The sequence below is a fragment of the Mesorhizobium sp. L103C105A0 genome, from assembly GCF_000502215.1.
Lineage (GTDB): Bacteria > Pseudomonadota > Alphaproteobacteria > Rhizobiales > Rhizobiaceae > Mesorhizobium.
Window position 1 is genome coordinate 664354 of sequence record NZ_AYXF01000001.1, and the last position, 16524, is coordinate 680877.

General features: G+C 63.2%; 12 protein-coding genes and 1 tRNA gene. 10 read left to right on the forward strand and 3 right to left on the reverse strand.

Annotated elements, in window-relative coordinates:
* The first annotated feature begins 53 nt into the window (after nt 1-53).
* Entirely contained in the window at nt 54-692 is a 639-nt protein-coding gene (locus tag X727_RS161310) for a 2-dehydro-3-deoxy-phosphogluconate aldolase (RefSeq protein ID WP_023704005.1), read from the forward strand.
* A gap of 137 nt (nt 693-829) precedes the next feature.
* On the opposite strand, the gene X727_RS161305 is transcribed toward X727_RS161310, so the two are convergent.
* From X727_RS161305 to X727_RS161295, 3 genes are all read right to left on the reverse strand, one after another.
* Nucleotides 830-903, reverse strand: a tRNA-Gln gene (locus X727_RS161305).
* A 120-nt stretch (nt 904-1023) separates the two neighbouring features.
* Complete coding sequence (locus X727_RS161300) at nt 1024-2850, reverse strand: DUF882 domain-containing protein (RefSeq protein ID WP_023671939.1); 1827 nt, start codon at nt 2848-2850, stop codon at nt 1024-1026.
* 389 nt (nt 2851-3239) lie between these two features.
* Nucleotides 3240-4778 (reverse strand): sigma-54 dependent transcriptional regulator, encoded by a 1539-nt coding sequence (locus X727_RS161295; RefSeq protein ID WP_023686396.1) that lies wholly within the window; start codon nt 4776-4778, stop codon nt 3240-3242.
* A 145-nt stretch (nt 4779-4923) separates the two neighbouring features.
* Between X727_RS161295 and X727_RS161290 the strand changes: the two genes are divergently transcribed.
* The 9 genes from X727_RS161290 (at nt 4924) to X727_RS161250 (ending at nt 16390) form a co-directional block, all read left to right on the forward strand.
* On the forward strand, nt 4924-6762 hold the full coding sequence (locus tag X727_RS161290) for a M3 family oligoendopeptidase (RefSeq protein WP_023833563.1): 1839 nt from the start codon (nt 4924-4926) through the stop codon (nt 6760-6762).
* Nucleotides 6763-7176: 414 nt separating this feature from the next.
* A complete protein-coding gene (locus X727_RS161285) occupies nt 7177-7893 on the forward strand; it encodes a protein in NADH-ubiquinone oxidoreductase complex (protein ID WP_023751323.1) in 717 nt (238 codons plus the stop codon).
* A gap of 163 nt (nt 7894-8056) precedes the next feature.
* Nucleotides 8057-9202: an aminodeoxychorismate synthase component I gene (locus tag X727_RS161280; protein ID WP_023833564.1), complete on the forward strand. Its 1146-nt coding sequence runs from the start codon at nt 8057-8059 to the stop codon at nt 9200-9202.
* The gene (locus X727_RS161275) at nt 9151-9813 is read left to right on the forward strand and encodes an aminotransferase class IV family protein (protein WP_032888325.1); all 663 of its coding nucleotides are present in this window, start codon (nt 9151-9153) and stop codon (nt 9811-9813) included. The genes X727_RS161280 and X727_RS161275 overlap by 52 nt, the downstream gene beginning before the upstream one ends.
* Before the next feature lie 52 nt (nt 9814-9865).
* Entirely contained in the window at nt 9866-10789 is a 924-nt protein-coding gene (locus tag X727_RS161270) for a DUF3445 domain-containing protein (protein ID WP_023704010.1), read from the forward strand.
* Between the two features lie 2 nt (nt 10790-10791).
* Entirely contained in the window at nt 10792-12030 is a 1239-nt protein-coding gene (locus X727_RS161265) for a hypothetical protein (RefSeq protein WP_023833566.1), read from the forward strand.
* Nucleotides 12031-12156: 126 nt separating this feature from the next.
* Complete coding sequence (locus tag X727_RS161260; protein ID WP_023833567.1) at nt 12157-13602, forward strand: homospermidine synthase; 1446 nt, start codon at nt 12157-12159, stop codon at nt 13600-13602.
* 185 nt (nt 13603-13787) lie between these two features.
* Nucleotides 13788-14165, forward strand: a complete 378-nt coding sequence (locus tag X727_RS161255; protein WP_023671949.1) for a hypothetical protein — start codon at nt 13788-13790, stop codon at nt 14163-14165.
* A gap of 197 nt (nt 14166-14362) precedes the next feature.
* The gene (locus X727_RS161250) at nt 14363-16390 is read left to right on the forward strand and encodes a bifunctional UDP-sugar hydrolase/5'-nucleotidase (protein ID WP_023701038.1); all 2028 of its coding nucleotides are present in this window, start codon (nt 14363-14365) and stop codon (nt 16388-16390) included.
* Nucleotides 16391-16524: the final 134 nt, after the last annotated feature.

Genomic DNA, 16524 nt, shown 5'->3' on the forward strand with positions numbered 1-16524 from the left:
TCGGAATCGGCCTTCTGCTAATCGGTTGAAATCACCCAGGGAGAGAAAAGCCAATGCCCAGCAAGACCGAAAAGCTCCTGTCGCTGCTCAATGGCCAGCCGGTCATTCCGGTGCTGAAGATCGCCAATGTCGCGGACGCCGTCCCGCTCGCCCAGGCGCTGGCCGCCGGCGGCCTGCCGGCGATCGAGATCACGCTGAGAACCGCCGATGCGCTGGAAGCGATCCGCCGCGTGGCCGGTGAGGTCGAGGGCGCCATTGTCGGCGCCGGCACAATTCTCGATGCCAAGCAGTTCGACCAGGCAGCGGCGGCTGGCTCGAAGTTCATCGTCAGCCCCGGCATCACGCGCGAGTTGCTGGCGGCGGCCAAGGACAGCGACGTTCCCTTGCTGCCCGGCGCCATCACGCCCGGCGAGATCATGGCTGCCCGCGAGGCCGGCCTGCGGTTCCTGAAATTCTTCCCGGCCGAACAATCCGGCGGCATCGCCTCGCTGAAGGCCTTTGCCTCGCCGCTGGCCGACGTGAAATTCTGCCCGACCGGCGGCATCTCGGCCAAGAACGCCGCCGACTATCTCAGCCTGTCCAACGTTATCTGCGTCGGCGGCTCGTGGGTGGCGCCGGACGAGTTGGTCAAGGCCGGCAAGTGGGATGAGATCGAGGCGCTCGCACAGACCGCGAGCAAGCTCGGAAAATAACCTCCGCTACTTTATCTTTGCGCAATCCCAAGGGAAGCGCTCCGCGCTTTCCCGGGAAAATCACAGTGTTCCCGGAATTGCACTCGGCACAAAAACCCGCCAGCTGCGCCGACCGGGTTTGCTACGCGTTGAGATTTTGGTTCCCGCTCAAGGGCTCGAACCTCGATTCACGCCTTCAAAGGGCGCTGTCCTACCATTAGACGAAGCGGGAATGCAGCTTGGTGGTTAGCATTCTGTGGCGATGGAAGCCAGTGCTCGAGATCTCGCTAAAAACAAAAGCCGCACGGGTTGCCCAGCGCGGCTTCGAGTCGATAACGCCCCGGTCACGCCCTTACTTCGTCTGGAAGCGGGCGACCGAAAGGAATTTTACGGCATTGCCGGTGAAGCGGTTGGCATCGGCCATCTGGTTGTCCGCCTGGAAGCCTGCGGTGTAGACCTCGCTCGGCGGCGTATGCACGATGTTGTAGGCATAGCGCGGCGCAGTCGTCGGGCTGGAAACGGTGGCGATGTTGTCGCCGCTGCTCAGCGCCCAGCGCGTCGCCTGCGGTTCGGCCGCCACCACCACTGCCTTCGGTCCTGGCTTCAGGTCGCGAGCCGAAGCCCTTGCTTCCTTGCGTGTCGTCTTGACGCCGGCGCCGATCACCGAGGCTGGATCGGTACCGGCGGGACGGGCAGCAATAGCACCGCGCGGCGATGCGGCATCGACACCTGACGGATCGTTGAACGCCGAGCGAGGCTCGAGCGACGCAACCTGATAGTCGTCGGTAGCACCGGCTGTATCGGCGGCGCTGGCCTGTTCGAGAACCGCCTTGACCTCGTCCGGACGCTGCGACGGCAGCACCGAGAACGCGTCGGTTGCGGTCTGCTTGTGGGCAGCCGTATCGGCCAGCGCCAGCAGAACGCCCTTGTCCTGCGGCGCAAGCTCAGCCGGCGGCGAAGAGCGGTCGGGACGCCAGGTCGGCAACGGGACGTTGACCGCGACCTGCGCCGGAGCGGCAGCTTGATCGGCCCCCTGGTCGGCATTGCTCGCATCGGCCGTGCCGAACGGCACATTGGCCGGCGCCTGCGCCGTCGCCACCGTCTGTTCGGTGGTGGCATCGGCCACGCCGAACGGCACGGTCTCAGGTTGTTGCGCGCCGACATCGGCCTTCGGCCGCGGTGCGAAAGCGGGCAGCGGCACTTCCTTGGCGGGCAGCGCGGCGATGATCGTCTCCGGCGTGTCCTGCGGCTCCGAATCGTCAGCGCTGTCGTCGGCAAGCTGCGGAATGTTGGCGCGCTTGGCGTTCTGCGGCGACACGATCGCGATGCCAGGCAGATTGCTGTTGTTGTTGCTCGTGGCAGCCAGCACCGGCTTCACGCTTCTCGGCGGCGGCGCGGCGGTAGCGACATCGGCGCTGTCGTCGGCTTCGTCTTCACCGCCACCGCCAAAGAACGCGGACAGGAAGCCACCGGATTTCTTGGTGCTGCCGCCTGCGCTGGCCATCATGATGGCAGGAGAACCGGCGCCCTTGCGCGCCTTGTAGGAGGCGAGCGCTTGGTCATAACCCGGCAACGGCCTGCCGTCGCTCGGCACATGCAGCGTCTTGCCATTGGGGAACAGGCTGACCAGTTCCTGGCGGCTGATGCCTGGCCAATGCCGCACATTGCCGACGTCCATGTGGACGAAGGGCGAACCCGACGACGGATAGTAGCCGACGCCGCCGCCCTGCATCTTCAGGCCGATGTTGCGCAGCTTTTTCAGCGGCACACCCGGAATGTAGAAGTCCATCGCCTTGCCCAGCATATGCTGGCTTTCCTTGGCGACACCGCGGCTGCGGCTGCGCAGCATCGAATTGGTCGACGGCGAGCGATAGCCGCAAACGACCTGGATGTAGTCGGTGGCGCCGGCCTGCCGGTAAGCTTCCCAGACCAGATCGAGCAGGCGCGGATCCATCTTGGTCGGTTCGTTGCGACGCCAGTCGCGCAGGATGATGTTGATCTTCCTGAGGCCTGCCGGATCGTAGCGGCCATTGCGCTTGTAGACGATCTCGGCCTTTTCGTGCGTGTGGAGGTGATAGAGCTTGAGCGAGCGCGTTTCAGCGCTGGCGCCGGCAGCAGTTGCGGCGAGGAAAGCGAACGCAACGATCAACGCTGCCAGCCATCTCGGCCAGACGCCCATGTGATCGCGCCGCCCGTTTCTGTGTCGTTCGACTTTGTTCAAATCAAAAGGCCTTGCAGGCTGCCGTTTGTCCCCGGATTTGTCCAAACGGATGCGTGGTTCTCACATCCGAATATCGATCCTAATGGTTAATCATCGCTTATTGAAGCCGAAATGCGGTAACACCGTGGCGATATCCCGTCAAAAATAATACACAGGATTTCTTGGTAAACTGCTGGTTTAGATCAAGATTCAGCCTTTTCCCGCTACACGATCTGTTACCGCTGGCCTTAATGCGTGAACAACGCTGTCCGCATCAGCCATATTCCCGCCCCAACCCTTATGCAGCGCCGGATGTGGCATGGCAAGCTGGTCCCGGCCTTGCGTTGGCAAGCTGTGGAATTCGGCGTTCAGGAGGCAAGGCGGTCGAGGCGGCCGGTTTCCGGGTCGATGCCGTATTCCTTGAGCTTGCGGTAGAGCGTCGAGCGGCCGATGCCGAGACGCCGTGCGACCTCGCTCATCTGGCCGTTGTAATGGTCGATGGCGAGCTTGATCATTTCGAGTTCGACATCGGCCAGCGCACGCACATTGCCACGCTCGTCCAGCGCCCTCAATGTGCCGAAACGCTGAAGCAACCTGGCCGGAGGGGCGAGCTCGGCAGCTGCAGTACCGGCATCATCAGTCTGCGCGCCATCGCCTTGCGATCCGGTGCTCAAGGCCATGCCGGGGTCCGACAAGGACGCATCGGCGTCGAGATTGACGGTGCCGTCGACCTGCGCCCGGATCTGCGGAAATTCGTCAGTCGTGAGCACATCGCCTTCGGCAAGCACCGAGGCCCTGAACACGGCGTTTTCCAGCTGCCTGATGTTTCCCGGCCAATCATAGGCCTGCAGCATGGCCAGTGCGGCATCCGAGATGCCGTGCAGGCGATTGCCCGCCGGCGCCACCTTGTCCATGAAATGCTTGACCAGATAGGGGATGTCGTCGCGGCGGTCGCGCAGCGGCGGCACGACGATCGGGTAAACGTTGAGCCGGTAGAACAGGTCCTCGCGAAACTTGCCGTCCTTGACCTGCTGCAGAAGGTTGCGGTGCGTGGCCGAGATCAGCCTGATGTCGACCCTGACGGTGGAACGGCCGCCGACCGGATCGACCTCGCCATCCTGCACGGCGCGCAACAGCTTGACCTGCACGTCGAGCGGCAGGTCGCCGATCTCATCCAGGAACAGGGTGCCCGAATGCGCCTCGACGAACTTGCCGGTGTGCTTTTCGGTGGCGCCGGTGAACGAACCTTTTTCGTGACCGAACAGGATCGATTCGACCAGATTGTCGGGGATGGCGCCGCAATTGACGGTGACGAACGGCTTTGTGCGGCGTTCGCCGCTGCCCTGGATGGCGCGCGCCACCAATTCCTTGCCGACGCCCGATTCGCCCTCGATCAGGATCGGGATGTTGGAGGCCGCAGCCTTCTGGCCGAGGCGGATAACCCGGTCCATCGCCGGGCTGTGCGTAATCATGTCCTTGAATGTCAGGTGGCCGCCGCGACGCCGCGACGTGCGCTTGACCTCGTCCTCGACGGCCTCGACCTTGAGCGCGTTGCCGATCGCGGTCTGCAGCCGGTCGGGAGACGCCGGCTTGACGACAAAATCGAAAGCGCCGTGGCGCATCGCCGAAACCACCGTTTCGATGCCGCCCTGCGCAGTCTGCACGATGACGGGAACAGTGATGCCGCGCTCGCGCATCGCCTTCAGCACGCCGATGCCGTCGAGGCCCGGCATGACAAGGTCGAGGATGACTGCCGAAATATCCCTCGCATTGGGTCCGTCAAGCGCGCTCAGACCGGCCTCGCCGCCATCGGCAACGATGGCGCTGTGGCCGAATTTCGTCACCGCCGCCTCGAGCAGCCGGCGCTGCACGGGATCGTCATCGACTATAAGAATGGAACCTGTCATGACTGATTTGAGTTGCCCGCCTGGGAAATTCCCATGGATCATCTTGGCACAGGGTTCTAAACAAGGTTTCAAAAAACCCGGTGAACGAATTCCTTAGGATTTGACCGGCTTGTCCTTTCCCCTTGATTCCAGAAGGTAATTGTTGATGAGCAGGATTCTCGATCGGCAGCTTGCGGCGGTAGCGTCCGGTCAAAGCGCGGCGGAACTCGGCGACCTGCCGGAATGGAATCTCGCCGATCTTTATTCCGGCATGGAGGCGCCCGAACTGAAGCGCGACCTTGCCAAGGCGGCGGCCGATGCCGTCGCCTTCGAGAACCGCTGGAAGGGCACGCTGGCTGCGGAGGCCGAGCGCGGCAGCGCCGGCAGGCTTGGCGAGGCGCTGACAGCCTATGAGGCGCTGGAGGAACTGATCGGCCGCATCGTCTCCTATGCCGGCCTGATCTATGCCGGCAACACCGCCGATCCGCAGCGCGCAAAGCTCTATGGCGACATCCAGGAGAAGATGACCGACGCCAGCGCGCATCTTTTGTTCTTCGCGCTGGAGCTGAACCTGATCGACGACAAGGCGCTCGAAGCAGCCCTCGCCGCCGACGCCGGCTTTGCCCATTACCGCCCCTGGGTGCTCGACCTCAGAATGGACAAGCCCTACCAGCTCGAGGACCGGGTCGAGCAGCTGTTCCATGAGAAATCGATCACCGGACGCGGTGCCTGGAACCGGCTGTTCGACGAGACGATGACCGATCTGCGCTTCGACATAGACGGCGAGGAACTGACGCTGGAGCCGGCGCTGAACCGCCTCCAGGACGCCGATGGGGAGGTCCGCCGCCGCGCCTCCGAAGCGCTGGCCGCAACCTTCCGCAAGAGCCTGCGCACCTTCACGCTGATCACCAACACGCTGGCCAAGGACAAGGAGATTTCCGACCGCTGGCGCGGCTTCGAGGACATCGCCGATTCACGCCATCTCGCCAACCGCGTCGAGCGCAGCGTGGTTGATGCGCTGGCGTCGGCCGTGCGCGAAGCCTATCCGCGCCTGTCTCATCGCTACTACGCGATGAAGGCGCGCTGGCTCGGCATGGAGGTGATGAACCACTGGGACCGCAACGCCCCCTTGCCCGAGACGCCGCAGGCCGTGATCCCTTGGGACGACGCCAGGAACACTGTGCTGTCGGCCTATCAGCGCTTTTCCCCCGACATGGCGGAGATCGCCCGCACCTTCTTCGACCGCAACTGGATCGACGCGCCGGTCAGGCCCGGCAAGTCGCCCGGCGCCTTCGCCCATCCGACCGTGCCTTCGGCGCACCCTTACGTGCTGCTCAACTACATGGGCAAGCCGCGCGATGTGATGACGCTGGCGCATGAGCTCGGCCACGGCGTGCATCAGGTGCTGGCCGGCGGCCAGGGCGCGCTGATGGCTTCGACGCCGCTGACTTTGGCCGAGACGGCCTCGGTGTTCGGCGAGATGCTGACCTTCCGTTCGCTGCTCGACCAGACCACCGACAAGCGCGAGCGCAAGGCGATGCTCGCCCAGAAGGTCGAGGACATGATCAACACGGTCGTGCGCCAGATCGCCTTCTACGAGTTCGAGCGCAAGGTGCATGCAGAGCGCAAGAACGGCGAACTGACCTCCGACAAGCTCGGCCAGTTCTGGCTCGAGGTGCAGGCCGAAAGCCTGGGGCCGGCGATCAAGCTGCGCGAGGGCTATGAGGTCTTCTGGACCTACATCCCGCACTTCGTCCACTCCCCCTTCTACGTCTACGCCTATGCCTTTGGCGACTGCCTGGTGAACTCGCTCTACGCGGTCTACCAGAACGCTGAGCATGGCTTCCAGGATAAGTATTTCGAGATGTTGCGCGCCGGCGGCACCAAGCATCACTCGGAGCTTCTCGCGCCCTTCGGCCTCGACGCCACCGACCCCGCCTTCTGGCAGATCGGGCTTGGCGTGATCGGCGGCCTGATCGACGAGTTGGAAGCGCTCGACAGTTAATGCGCGCACCCATTGGACCGATGGCGCAGAGTGGCAGGTTCAGCAGCGGCCTCGACTTTGCAGAATCGCAGAACAGTTTAGCCGGGATGCATGTGACGGCAGCGCTGTTCTTGTTCTAAATACCTGTTCTTGAATAACTCTCCGGCGAAATTTTCCGTTAGCTTTCCCGAAGCCGTATGATAGCTTTCCGACCGAAGCTCAGCCGGGCGCGCGGCTTAAGGCCGGACAGCATCCCGGCCCATGGCAGCGGTCTGACGAATGCGACAGCGACGGTTGGCAATGGGCGGCAAAGCCGAACGCCGACACTCGACGACAGACCGGCTGTTCCCTGAGCCGCCGAACCACATTGGATGATCCGATCTGCCAAGGTCATGACTTGGGACGGCGGCGGACGGATCCGACTGGAGAGAGACGATGACCTTCTTTTACATTGTCCTGGCGTTCCTTGTAGGTGTGTTGGTTGGCTGGTTTATCTGGGGCCGGCTGCGCGGCGAACTTGACAGCCTGCGCGGCGATCTCGACCGCACCCGCAGCGAGCGTGACAGACTGCGCGCCGACGCCGATCGCCTGACTGGCGAACTCGACGCCTGCGGCAAGACCCGCGCCGATCTCGAACGCCGGCTGCGTGAAACATCGGCTCCATCCGCCAAGCCTTCAAGTTCGGCGCCGGCCGCGCTGGTATCGACAGCGGCAAAGGCCAAGTCCGCCCCGGCCGCGAAACCGGCCCCCGCCAAACCCGCCGCGGCCAAACCAGCTGCGGCCAAATCCGCGGCCGCAAAACCAGCGGCCAGCAAACCTGCCGCCGCCAAGGCCGCGCCCAAAGCCGCTGCTTCAAAGCCCGCCGCCGTCCCGAAGAAGGCCGCCCCGGCAGCTGGGAAGGCCGATAATCTGCGCCGCCTGATCGGTATCGGCCCGGTCAACGACAAACTGCTCAAGGGCCTTGGCGTCACGACCTACGCGCAGATCGCCGGCTGGACCGCGGCCGACGTCAAGCGCATCGAGGACACGCTGAATTTCGACGGCCGCATCGCTCGCGAAAAGTGGGTCGAGCAGGCCAAGCTGCTTGCCGCCGGCGACGAAAAGGAGTTCGCACGCCAATTCCCGAGCGCCGGGACCGCCAACAACAGCTGATCCGTCATCGGCAACATAACCAGAAGGCGGCGCTCTCGGGCGCCGTCTTTGTTTTTGCATTCGCCACTGTCTTTGCGCCCTGCGACGCCGCTCCCTCGATTGCACGCCGCCCGGCCCCCATATAGAGCGGTTCTGGCGTCATCGACCGCAGTACCCGAGCCCCATGCCCCTGCCCTCTGCCATTTTCCGCAACGATGAAAGCGGCCGTCAGTTGGTCTTCGACCACCCGGCCGACATCATCATTGCCTATGATGCCAAGGATTTTCTGCCGGCGCTGGCGGCTGCGCAGGCGGCGAGCGATGCCGGCAAATGGCTGGCCGGCTATTTCTCCTACGAAGCGGGCTATCTGCTCGAACCGAAACTCGTGCCGCTGCTGCCTGAAGGCCGGCGCGCGCCATTGGTTTGTCTGGGTGTCTTCGATGCTCCGGCCGAAGAGGCCGTGCCGCGCAACGATGCGCCGGCCACCAATGGCCCCATCTTCGACGCCAGGGCCAGTTGGTCCGCTCAGGACTACGCCAAACGCTTCGCGCGCCTTCACGACCACATCCGCAAGGGCGACTGCTACCAAGGCAACCTGACCTTTCCGGTCCGTGCCCAATGGTCGGGCGATCCGGTTGCTGCCTTCGACGCACTGACAGGACGCCAGCCGGTCAAGTATGGCGCACTGATTTCGCTCGGCGATCCCATCGTCTTGTCGCGTTCGCCCGAGCTGTTCTTCGAGATCAATGCCGAAGGCATGATCGAAACCCATCCGATGAAGGGTACCGCACCGCGCGGCGCGACCAAGGCCGAGGACGCGCGGTTGAAGTCCTTCTTGCGCAGCGACGAAAAGAACCAGGCCGAGAACCGGATGATCGTCGATCTCCTGCGCAACGACATCTCCCTGATCAGCGAGATCGGCACGCTCGAAGTGCCGGAACTGTTCCGCATCGAGAGCTACCCGACCGTCCATCAGATGGTGAGCCGTGTGCGGGCGAAGCTTCTGCCTGATCTCGGCATCCGCCAAATCTTTGGCGCGCTGTTTCCCTGTGGCTCGATTACCGGCGCACCGAAAATCCGCGCCATGGAAATCCTGCACGAGCTGGAAGAGACACCGCGCGACGTCTATTGCGGCGCCATCGGCTGGATCGCGCCTGGCGGCATGATGCGCTTTTCGGTGGCGATCCGCACCATATCGCTCTTTTCCAGTGGCGAGGCCGTTTACAATGTCGGCGGCGGCGTCGTCTTCGATTCGACGGCGCAAGAGGAGTATCAGGAGTGTCTGCTGAAGGCGCGCTTCGCGACGGGGACACCGCCGATTTCGAGCTGATCGAGACCATGCGCTGGGAGCCCGGCCAGGGCTTTCTGCGCTTCGAACGCCATCTCGCGCGCCTTTACGGCTCGGCGGAAGAACTCGGCTTTGCCTGCGATCCGCAGCTAATCGGCGAGGTGCTGGCGAATACTATCGGGGCGCAGCAGACGGCGCTGCGCACCCGGCTCGCCCTGCAGCGCAATGGCGAAGTGACCGCCTCGGTCCAGCCCTATGAGCCGTTCGCCGCCGACAAGGTCTGGCGGCTGCGACTGGCGCGGGTCCGGCTCTCTTCCTCGGACGCGCTGCTGCGCCACAAGACCAGCCGGCGACAGATCTACACCCACGCCCGCTCCGAATATCTGATCACCCAGGCCGACGAAGTGTTGCTCGCAAATGAGCGCAGCGAAATCTGCGAAGGCACCATCACCAACGTCTTCGCCGATTTCGGTGATGGCATGCTGATGACACCCAGGCTCGACTGCGGCCTGCTGCCTGGCGTATTGCGCGCCGAGCTGCTGGACGAAGGCCGCGCCCAGGAGGCGATCTACAGCTATGACGAGTTGAAATCCGCCAAAACACTGTTCGTCGGCAATTCTCTGCGCGGCTTGATCCCGGCAACATTGGCCTGATACGAAGCGGCTGCGAGAATAACCGCCGGCATTGGACACTTTCTAGCGAAGCATGAATTCTCGTCAGCCCACGCACACGCCCTATGATGGCTCCTCAAAGCTCTTCACCATCGGGCTGAAGCCGCTCGAACTCGACAAGTGGATCGAGGTCGACCGGTATCTCTTCGACCATCTCGCCGAAAAGCGCCGGCTGTATGCCGAAATCCCCGACAAGGTGTTTGTCGAGGAAGACGGCACGCGCGACGCCCAGCGCGAAGTGCGCGGCCTCATCGAAGCACATCTGCTGTCGACATTTCCCGGGATGTACCGGCGCACCAATGCCGGGGTTGAGGTCATTGGCGCCAAAGCCGACTCTGACGCCACCTTCCCCGATGCCCCGCTGGTCGCAGCGTCGCTGCTCGTCCAGGAAGACCTGATCCTGATGCGCCGTGACGACACGGGCTGGCGACTCGCCGCCGGCTCGCTGTGCTTCCCGTCATCCTGGTCGCTGGTCGAGAAATTCGGCCGGCCGCTGCAGCAGATCCACGCACCGGTGCCCGGCTTCGGTCCGGGCACCAGGCCGGCCGAGCTCATCAACCGCATGTTCGACGGCCTGCAGGGTCAGGCTGTCGAACGCTTCAACTGGTCGATCCAGGCCGGCGACGCGCTCTATCATCCGCTCTCCAATGTCGAGCGCATCGACCGCGCCACCAGGCGCCCCTCGCGATTTCCCGACGGCGACGTCAACACCCATGCCTTCATCCGCGTGGAGCGCCAGACGCTGCGCAAACTGCCTCTGTCGCGCGACATCCTGTTCACCATCCGCATCCATCTCGACCCGCTGAAAGTGCTGGCGCGGCATCCCGACCGGGCAACGCTTGCCGCCTCTTTCGCGGCGCAATTGCAGGCGCTGGATGAGGCTCAACTCGACTACAAGGGGATGACATCAGACCGTGACCGGCTGGTGCAACGCCTGCAAACCATGGCTAAGGAGTGACGATGATCCGACATGTTCTGAAGCTAGCCGTCCTGCTCGGTGCATTCCTGGCGTTGCCGGCAACAGCGCATGCGGAACCGGTGACCTATGCGGGGAAGCTCGGCAACATCGACATCGTCGTCGAGTTTACCGGTGATCCGGCGACGGCTGGAGAGGCACTGGCGGCGCGCTATTTCTACCGCTCCAAGGGCGTCGATATTCCTCTGCAGGCGAAGTCGAGCAAGGGCGCCACCTTTCAATTGGCCGAGGAAGAAGCCTGCGATGCCAAGAAGTGCGGCGACGGCCAGGCTCCACCCATCGGCGCCGTCTGGCGGTTGAGTTCCGCCGACAAGGGCAAGACGCTGGAAGGCACCTGGACGGCCAAAAAGACCCTGCCGCTGAAGCTGACAAGGATCGCCAGCCGTGCCCAGACGGAGACGCCGGCGACGACGCCACGCGATCTCTATGATTTCACCGACATGACATTCTCGGGCGACGATGCGCCGATCACCATGGCGGCATCGCCCTACGACTATCTCAAGCTGGATTTCGCGCCCGAGGCAGACGCCAAGGAAGGTTGGCCGGATGCAGCCTACAGCTATGTCACCGATCCGCGCACCAAATTCGCCAGGCCGCGCATCGTCGATCTCGCCGGCGGCGCGCCGATCGAAGCCGCCAATGCCTTGCTGCAGAACCGCCATTGGCATGACAGCCTCAGCGCCTTGACGTGCGCGGCGCTGCAATACGCCGGCTTCCACGATGGACCACCGATGGAGGGCATGGATGACGATTCGCTTGGCGGCTATGAAGACTCGACGTTCAAAGTTACGTCATTGACGCCGAAGCTGATGAGTTGGTCCGAATCCGGCAGCCTCTATTGCGGCGGTGCGCATCCGAACAACTATTCCGACGCCTATGTCATGGACGTGCGCCGTGGCGCCTTGCTTACCCTTCAGGACATGTTTTCCGATACGGTCGACGGCAAGCCAGGCCCCTCGCTGGCCACCTTCGTCAAAGAGAAGCGCAAGAAGCCCAGCGACCAGACCGAGGTGGATTACGAGGCCGAATGCGGCATCGACGATTTGATCGGCGACTATCTCGGCGCCAGCCTGAAGCGCGATGGCGACAGGCAGGTTCTGGTCTTCGGCCTGCAAGGTTTGCCCAACGTCATCCAGGCTTGCGGCGGCGATCTCGTTGAAATGCCGGTCTCCGAAGCACAAGCGCTGTTCACACCGGAATTCGCGAAACTGCTCGAACCGTAGGCGTATCTGCACGGCCGGGAACTAACCTTATCCCTGCTTTTCGCTTTATTGTGACAATGATCTATGGTTTGTCGCGCGGCGGTCGAACGGCCGTTTGGCGCGTTGCTTGAAGGAGTGCTCGATAAAATGGCGAATGAAAACTGGCCCGTTTACGGTGAAATCACCGGCCCTGTCGTGATGATCGGCTTTGGTTCGATCGGACGGGGAACGCTGCCTCTGATCGAGCGCCATTTCAAATTCGACAAGTCGCGCATGACGGTCATCGACCCGCTCGACACCGACCGCAAGCTGCTCGACGAGCGCGGCATCGCCTTCGTCCAGGAGCACGTGACCGAGAAAAACTACAAGAAACTGTTGACGCCGCTTTTGACCAATGGCGGCGGCCAGGGCTTTTGCATCAATCTGTCGGTCGATACCGGCTCGGTCGACCTGATGCGGCTCTGCCGCAAGCTCGGCGTGCTCTACATCGACACCGTCGTCGAGCCGTGGCGCGGCTTCTATTTCGACGCCAAGGCCGACAATGCCAGCCGCACCAACTACGCGCTGCGCGAAGCCTTGATCAAGGAGAAGCACGACAAGCCCGGCGGCGCTACCGCGGTTTCGACCTGTGGCGCCAATCCGGGCATGGTCTCGTGGTTCGTCAAGCAGGCGCTGCTGAACCTTGCCGGCGACCTCGGCCTCGAGTTTTCCGAACCGGCGCAGGACGACCGTGACGGCTGGGCGAAGCTGATGAAGAAGGCCGGCGTCAAGGGCATCCACATCGCCGAGCGCGACACCCAGCGCACCAAGAAGCCGAAGCCGATGAACGTGTTCTGGAACACCTGGTCGGTCGAGGGTTTCATCTCGGAAGGGCTGCAGCCGGCCGAGCTCGGCTGGGGCACGCATGAGAGATGGATGCCGAAGAACGGCAAGGAGCACAAGCATGGCTCCAAGGCTGCGATCTATCTCGAACAGCCCGGCGCCAACACCCGCGTGCGCTCCTGGTGCCCGACGCCGGGCGCGCAATACGGTTTCCTGGTGACGCACAATGAGGCGATCTCGATCGCCGACTTCTTCACCGTGCGCGGTAAGAAGGGCAAGGTCCAATACCGCCCGACCTGCCATTATGCCTATCACCCCTGCAACGACGCCGTGCTGTCGCTGCACGAAATGTTCGGCGCCGCCGGCAAGGCGCAACCCGTGCACCATGTGCTGGACGAAAACGAGCTGGTCGACGGCGTCGACGAGCTTGGCGTGCTGCTCTACGGCCATGCCAAGAACGCCTACTGGTACGGTTCGCAGCTGTCGCTGGCCGAAGCCCGCAAGCTGGCGCCCTACCAGAACGCTACCGGCATGCAGGTCACCTCGGCCGTGCTCGCCGGCATGGTCTGGGCGCTGGAAAACCCGGAAGCCGGCATCGTCGAGGCCGACGAGATGGACTACAAGCGCTGCCTGGAAGTTCAGTCCCAGTATCTCGGACCGGTCAAGGGCTACTACACCGACTGGACGCCGCTCGATAACCGTCCGGGCCTGTTTCCCGAGGACCTCGACAAAAGCGACCCGTGGCAATTCCGCAACATCCTCGTTCGATAGCGGTTCCATACCCCTGCCCCACTGCCTTGCAATCGCCCGGAAATCGGGCGATTGAAGGGATGCGGACGAGAGCAGTGTGCATCCGTTTGGACGCACGAGGGACGGCTCTGGAAACTGAGGCCACGCACATCGGTTCCCCAAACGTCGTTTGGCGATTGGGCCGATGCGCCAGGAGAGGATTTGATATGACGATTGCGCGCAAAATTCTTTCTGCGGGCGCGGCGGGCGTTCTTGCGACGATGCTTGCCGCCTGCACCACCGGCGGTTCCGACGGGCCACCGATCTCATCGCAGGCGCGAGGCGTCGAAGGCTCCTGGCTGAACGCCGAGGGCAAGGCGGTCTCGACATTGAACGGCGGCGTCTTCACCACCGTTTCGGCGGAGACCGGTGAGAAATTCGCTGACGGCAGCTACACCAAGACCGGCGCCACCTCGGTCGAGATCAACGGAACCTCGCTGATCCGGCAGCAGCCAATCGCTTTCAACTGCCTGCTGGTGTCCATAAACCAGCTGAATTGCACCAGCTCCGCCGGGCAGAACTTCGTGCTGACCAGGCGCGGCTGAACCTTTCCCATGCGGCTTTGCGGATGGCGGCGGCGCGATGCCGCCGCCTTTTTTATGCCGGCAAACCGATGCCGGTTATCCGCCCTGATTCTTCTTGCATCGCCACAACCGCGATGTGAACATACCCGAAATGCTGGCTGTTATCCTGCAGTCGGGCAAGAGCGTTAAACGCCTTTGATCATATCCGGGAGACGAAGATGAAGAAGCTCGCCGCCATTGCCGCCCTCTCTGCCTCGACACTCGGCCTGTCGGCCGCACCATCCTTTGCCGACTACACGTTGAACATCCTGCATTTCAACGATTGGCACAGCCGCATCGAAGGCAACAACAAATACGAGTCGACCTGCTCGGCCGAGGAAGAGACCAAGGGTGAGTGCATCGGCGGCGCCGGCCGGCTGGTCACCGCGATCGCACAGGAGCGCAAGAAGCTCGAAGGCCAGAACGTGCTGCTGCTCAATGCCGGCGACAGCTTTCAGGGATCGCTGTTCTACATCACCTACAAGGGCACGGCGGAGGAGGAATTCCTCAATCAGATCAAGCCCGACGCGGTGACGCTCGGCAACCACGAATTCGACGATGGCGAGAGCGCGCTGGTGCCTTATCTCGACAAGGCGAAGTTCCCGATCGTCAGCGCCAATGTCGTGCCCAACGACAAGTCCGGCGCCGCAGGCAAGATCAAGCCGTCGATTGTGCTTGAGGTCGGCGGCCAGAAGATCGGCATTGTCGGCGCCGTGACCAACGACACGCCGGAACTCGCCTCTCCCGGCCCCAACATCACCATCGCCGACGACGTCAAGTCGATCACCGCCGAGGTCGAGAAGCTGAAGGCGCAAGGCGTCAACAAGATCATTGCCGTCACCCATATCGGCTACAGGCGCGAGCGCGATGTCATCGCCAAGATCCCGGGCATCGATGTGGTGGTCGGCGGCCACAGCCATTCGCTTCTGTCCAACACCGACCCGAAGGCTGAAGGCCCCTACCCGACGATGGTCGACAACCCCGACGGCTCCAAGGTGCCTGTGGTGCAGGCCGCGTCCTATTCGAAATATCTCGGCGAATTCAAGGTCGTGTTCGACGACAATGGCAACGTCAAGGAAGCCAGCGGCGACCCGATCTTCCTCGACAAGTCGATCACTCCCGATCCGGCCGTTCTTGCCCGCATCAAGGAGCTTGGCGCGCCGATCGAGGCGCTGAAGAACAAGGAAGTGGCCGAGACCACCGAGGCCATCGACGGCAGCCGCGAAAGCTGCCGCACCAAGGAATGCGCGATGGGCAACCTCGTCTCCGACGCCATCCTCGACCGCGTCAAGGGACAGGGCGTCGAGATCGTCGTCTCGAATGGCGGCGGCCTGCGTGCTTCGATCGACAAGGGCACCGTCACCATGGGCGAGGTGCTGACCGTGCTGCCGTTCCAGAACACGCTGGCGACCTTCCAGATTTCCGGAAAGGATCTGGTTGCCGGGCTGGAAAACGGCGTCAGCCAGGTCGAGGACGGCGGCGGCCGCTTCCCGCAGGTGGCAGGTCTCAAATACTCCTTCGACAAGTCGGTCGCGCCCAATGCCGGCCGAGTCAAGTCGGTCGAGGTGATGCAGAACGGTGCCTGGGCGCCGATCAATCCGGACAAGGACTATCTGGTCGCCACCAACAATTACGTCCGCCAGGGCGGCGACGGCTACAAGGTCTTCGCCGAGAAGGCCAAGAACGCCTATGATTACGGCCCGGGCCTCGAACAGGTGGTCGCCGACTATCTCGCCGCGCACCGGCCCTATACGCCCAAGCTCGACGGCCGCATCACCGAGGTTACCGCAACCGTAGCGGCTGCCCCGGCCGCCGAGCCGGCAAAACCAGCCGAACCGGCACCTGCTCCAGCGGAACCGGCAAAACCGGCCGAGGCTGCACCGGCGGAGCCGGCGATGCCCGCATTGCCGGCAGGCTCCGGCGACATCACCACCACGCCGCCGACTGTCCCGGCGGAAACCGCCCCGGCAACGCCGGCTCCGGCCGAACCGGCAAAACCGGCCGAAGCCGCACCTGCTCCGGCAAAGCCGGCTGACGCCGCCCCGGCCGAAGCCAGCCATGTCATCGTCGCCGGCGATACCTATTGGGATCTCGCCAAGAAGGCCTACGGCGACGGCGCCAAGTGGAAGGTGATCTCCGAGGCCAACAAAGGCTACGAACCACGCCGGCTTCCTGTCGGCGCGACCTTGACCATTCCGGCGAAGTAACCTCGCTTCGCACTTGCGACCAGCAAAACCCGTCCGGGTAACCGGCGGGGTTTTTGGCTTTCAAGGTAAGGTGCGGCCAGACGCAGCATTGAAAACTCGCGCCGCATCGCTAGTTTCGCCCGACATCGTCGGTT

Coding starts and splice junctions, on each gene's coding strand:
- X727_RS161310 (WP_023704005.1), top strand. CDS start 54: ATGCCCAGCAAGACCGAAAAGCTCCTGTCGCTGCTCAATGGCCAGCCG.
- X727_RS161300 (WP_023671939.1), bottom strand. CDS start 2,850: ATGGGCGTCTGGCCGAGATGGCTGGCAGCGTTGATCGTTGCGTTCGCT.
- X727_RS161295 (WP_023686396.1), bottom strand. CDS start 4,778: ATGACAGGTTCCATTCTTATAGTCGATGACGATCCCGTGCAGCGCCGG.
- X727_RS161290 (WP_023833563.1), top strand. CDS start 4,924: ATGAGCAGGATTCTCGATCGGCAGCTTGCGGCGGTAGCGTCCGGTCAA.
- X727_RS161285 (WP_023751323.1), top strand. CDS start 7,177: ATGACCTTCTTTTACATTGTCCTGGCGTTCCTTGTAGGTGTGTTGGTT.
- X727_RS161280 (WP_023833564.1), top strand. CDS start 8,057: ATGCCCCTGCCCTCTGCCATTTTCCGCAACGATGAAAGCGGCCGTCAG.
- X727_RS161270 (WP_023704010.1), top strand. CDS start 9,866: ATGAATTCTCGTCAGCCCACGCACACGCCCTATGATGGCTCCTCAAAG.
- X727_RS161265 (WP_023833566.1), top strand. CDS start 10,792: ATGATCCGACATGTTCTGAAGCTAGCCGTCCTGCTCGGTGCATTCCTG.
- X727_RS161260 (WP_023833567.1), top strand. CDS start 12,157: ATGGCGAATGAAAACTGGCCCGTTTACGGTGAAATCACCGGCCCTGTC.
- X727_RS161255 (WP_023671949.1), top strand. CDS start 13,788: ATGACGATTGCGCGCAAAATTCTTTCTGCGGGCGCGGCGGGCGTTCTT.
- X727_RS161250 (WP_023701038.1), top strand. CDS start 14,363: ATGAAGAAGCTCGCCGCCATTGCCGCCCTCTCTGCCTCGACACTCGGC.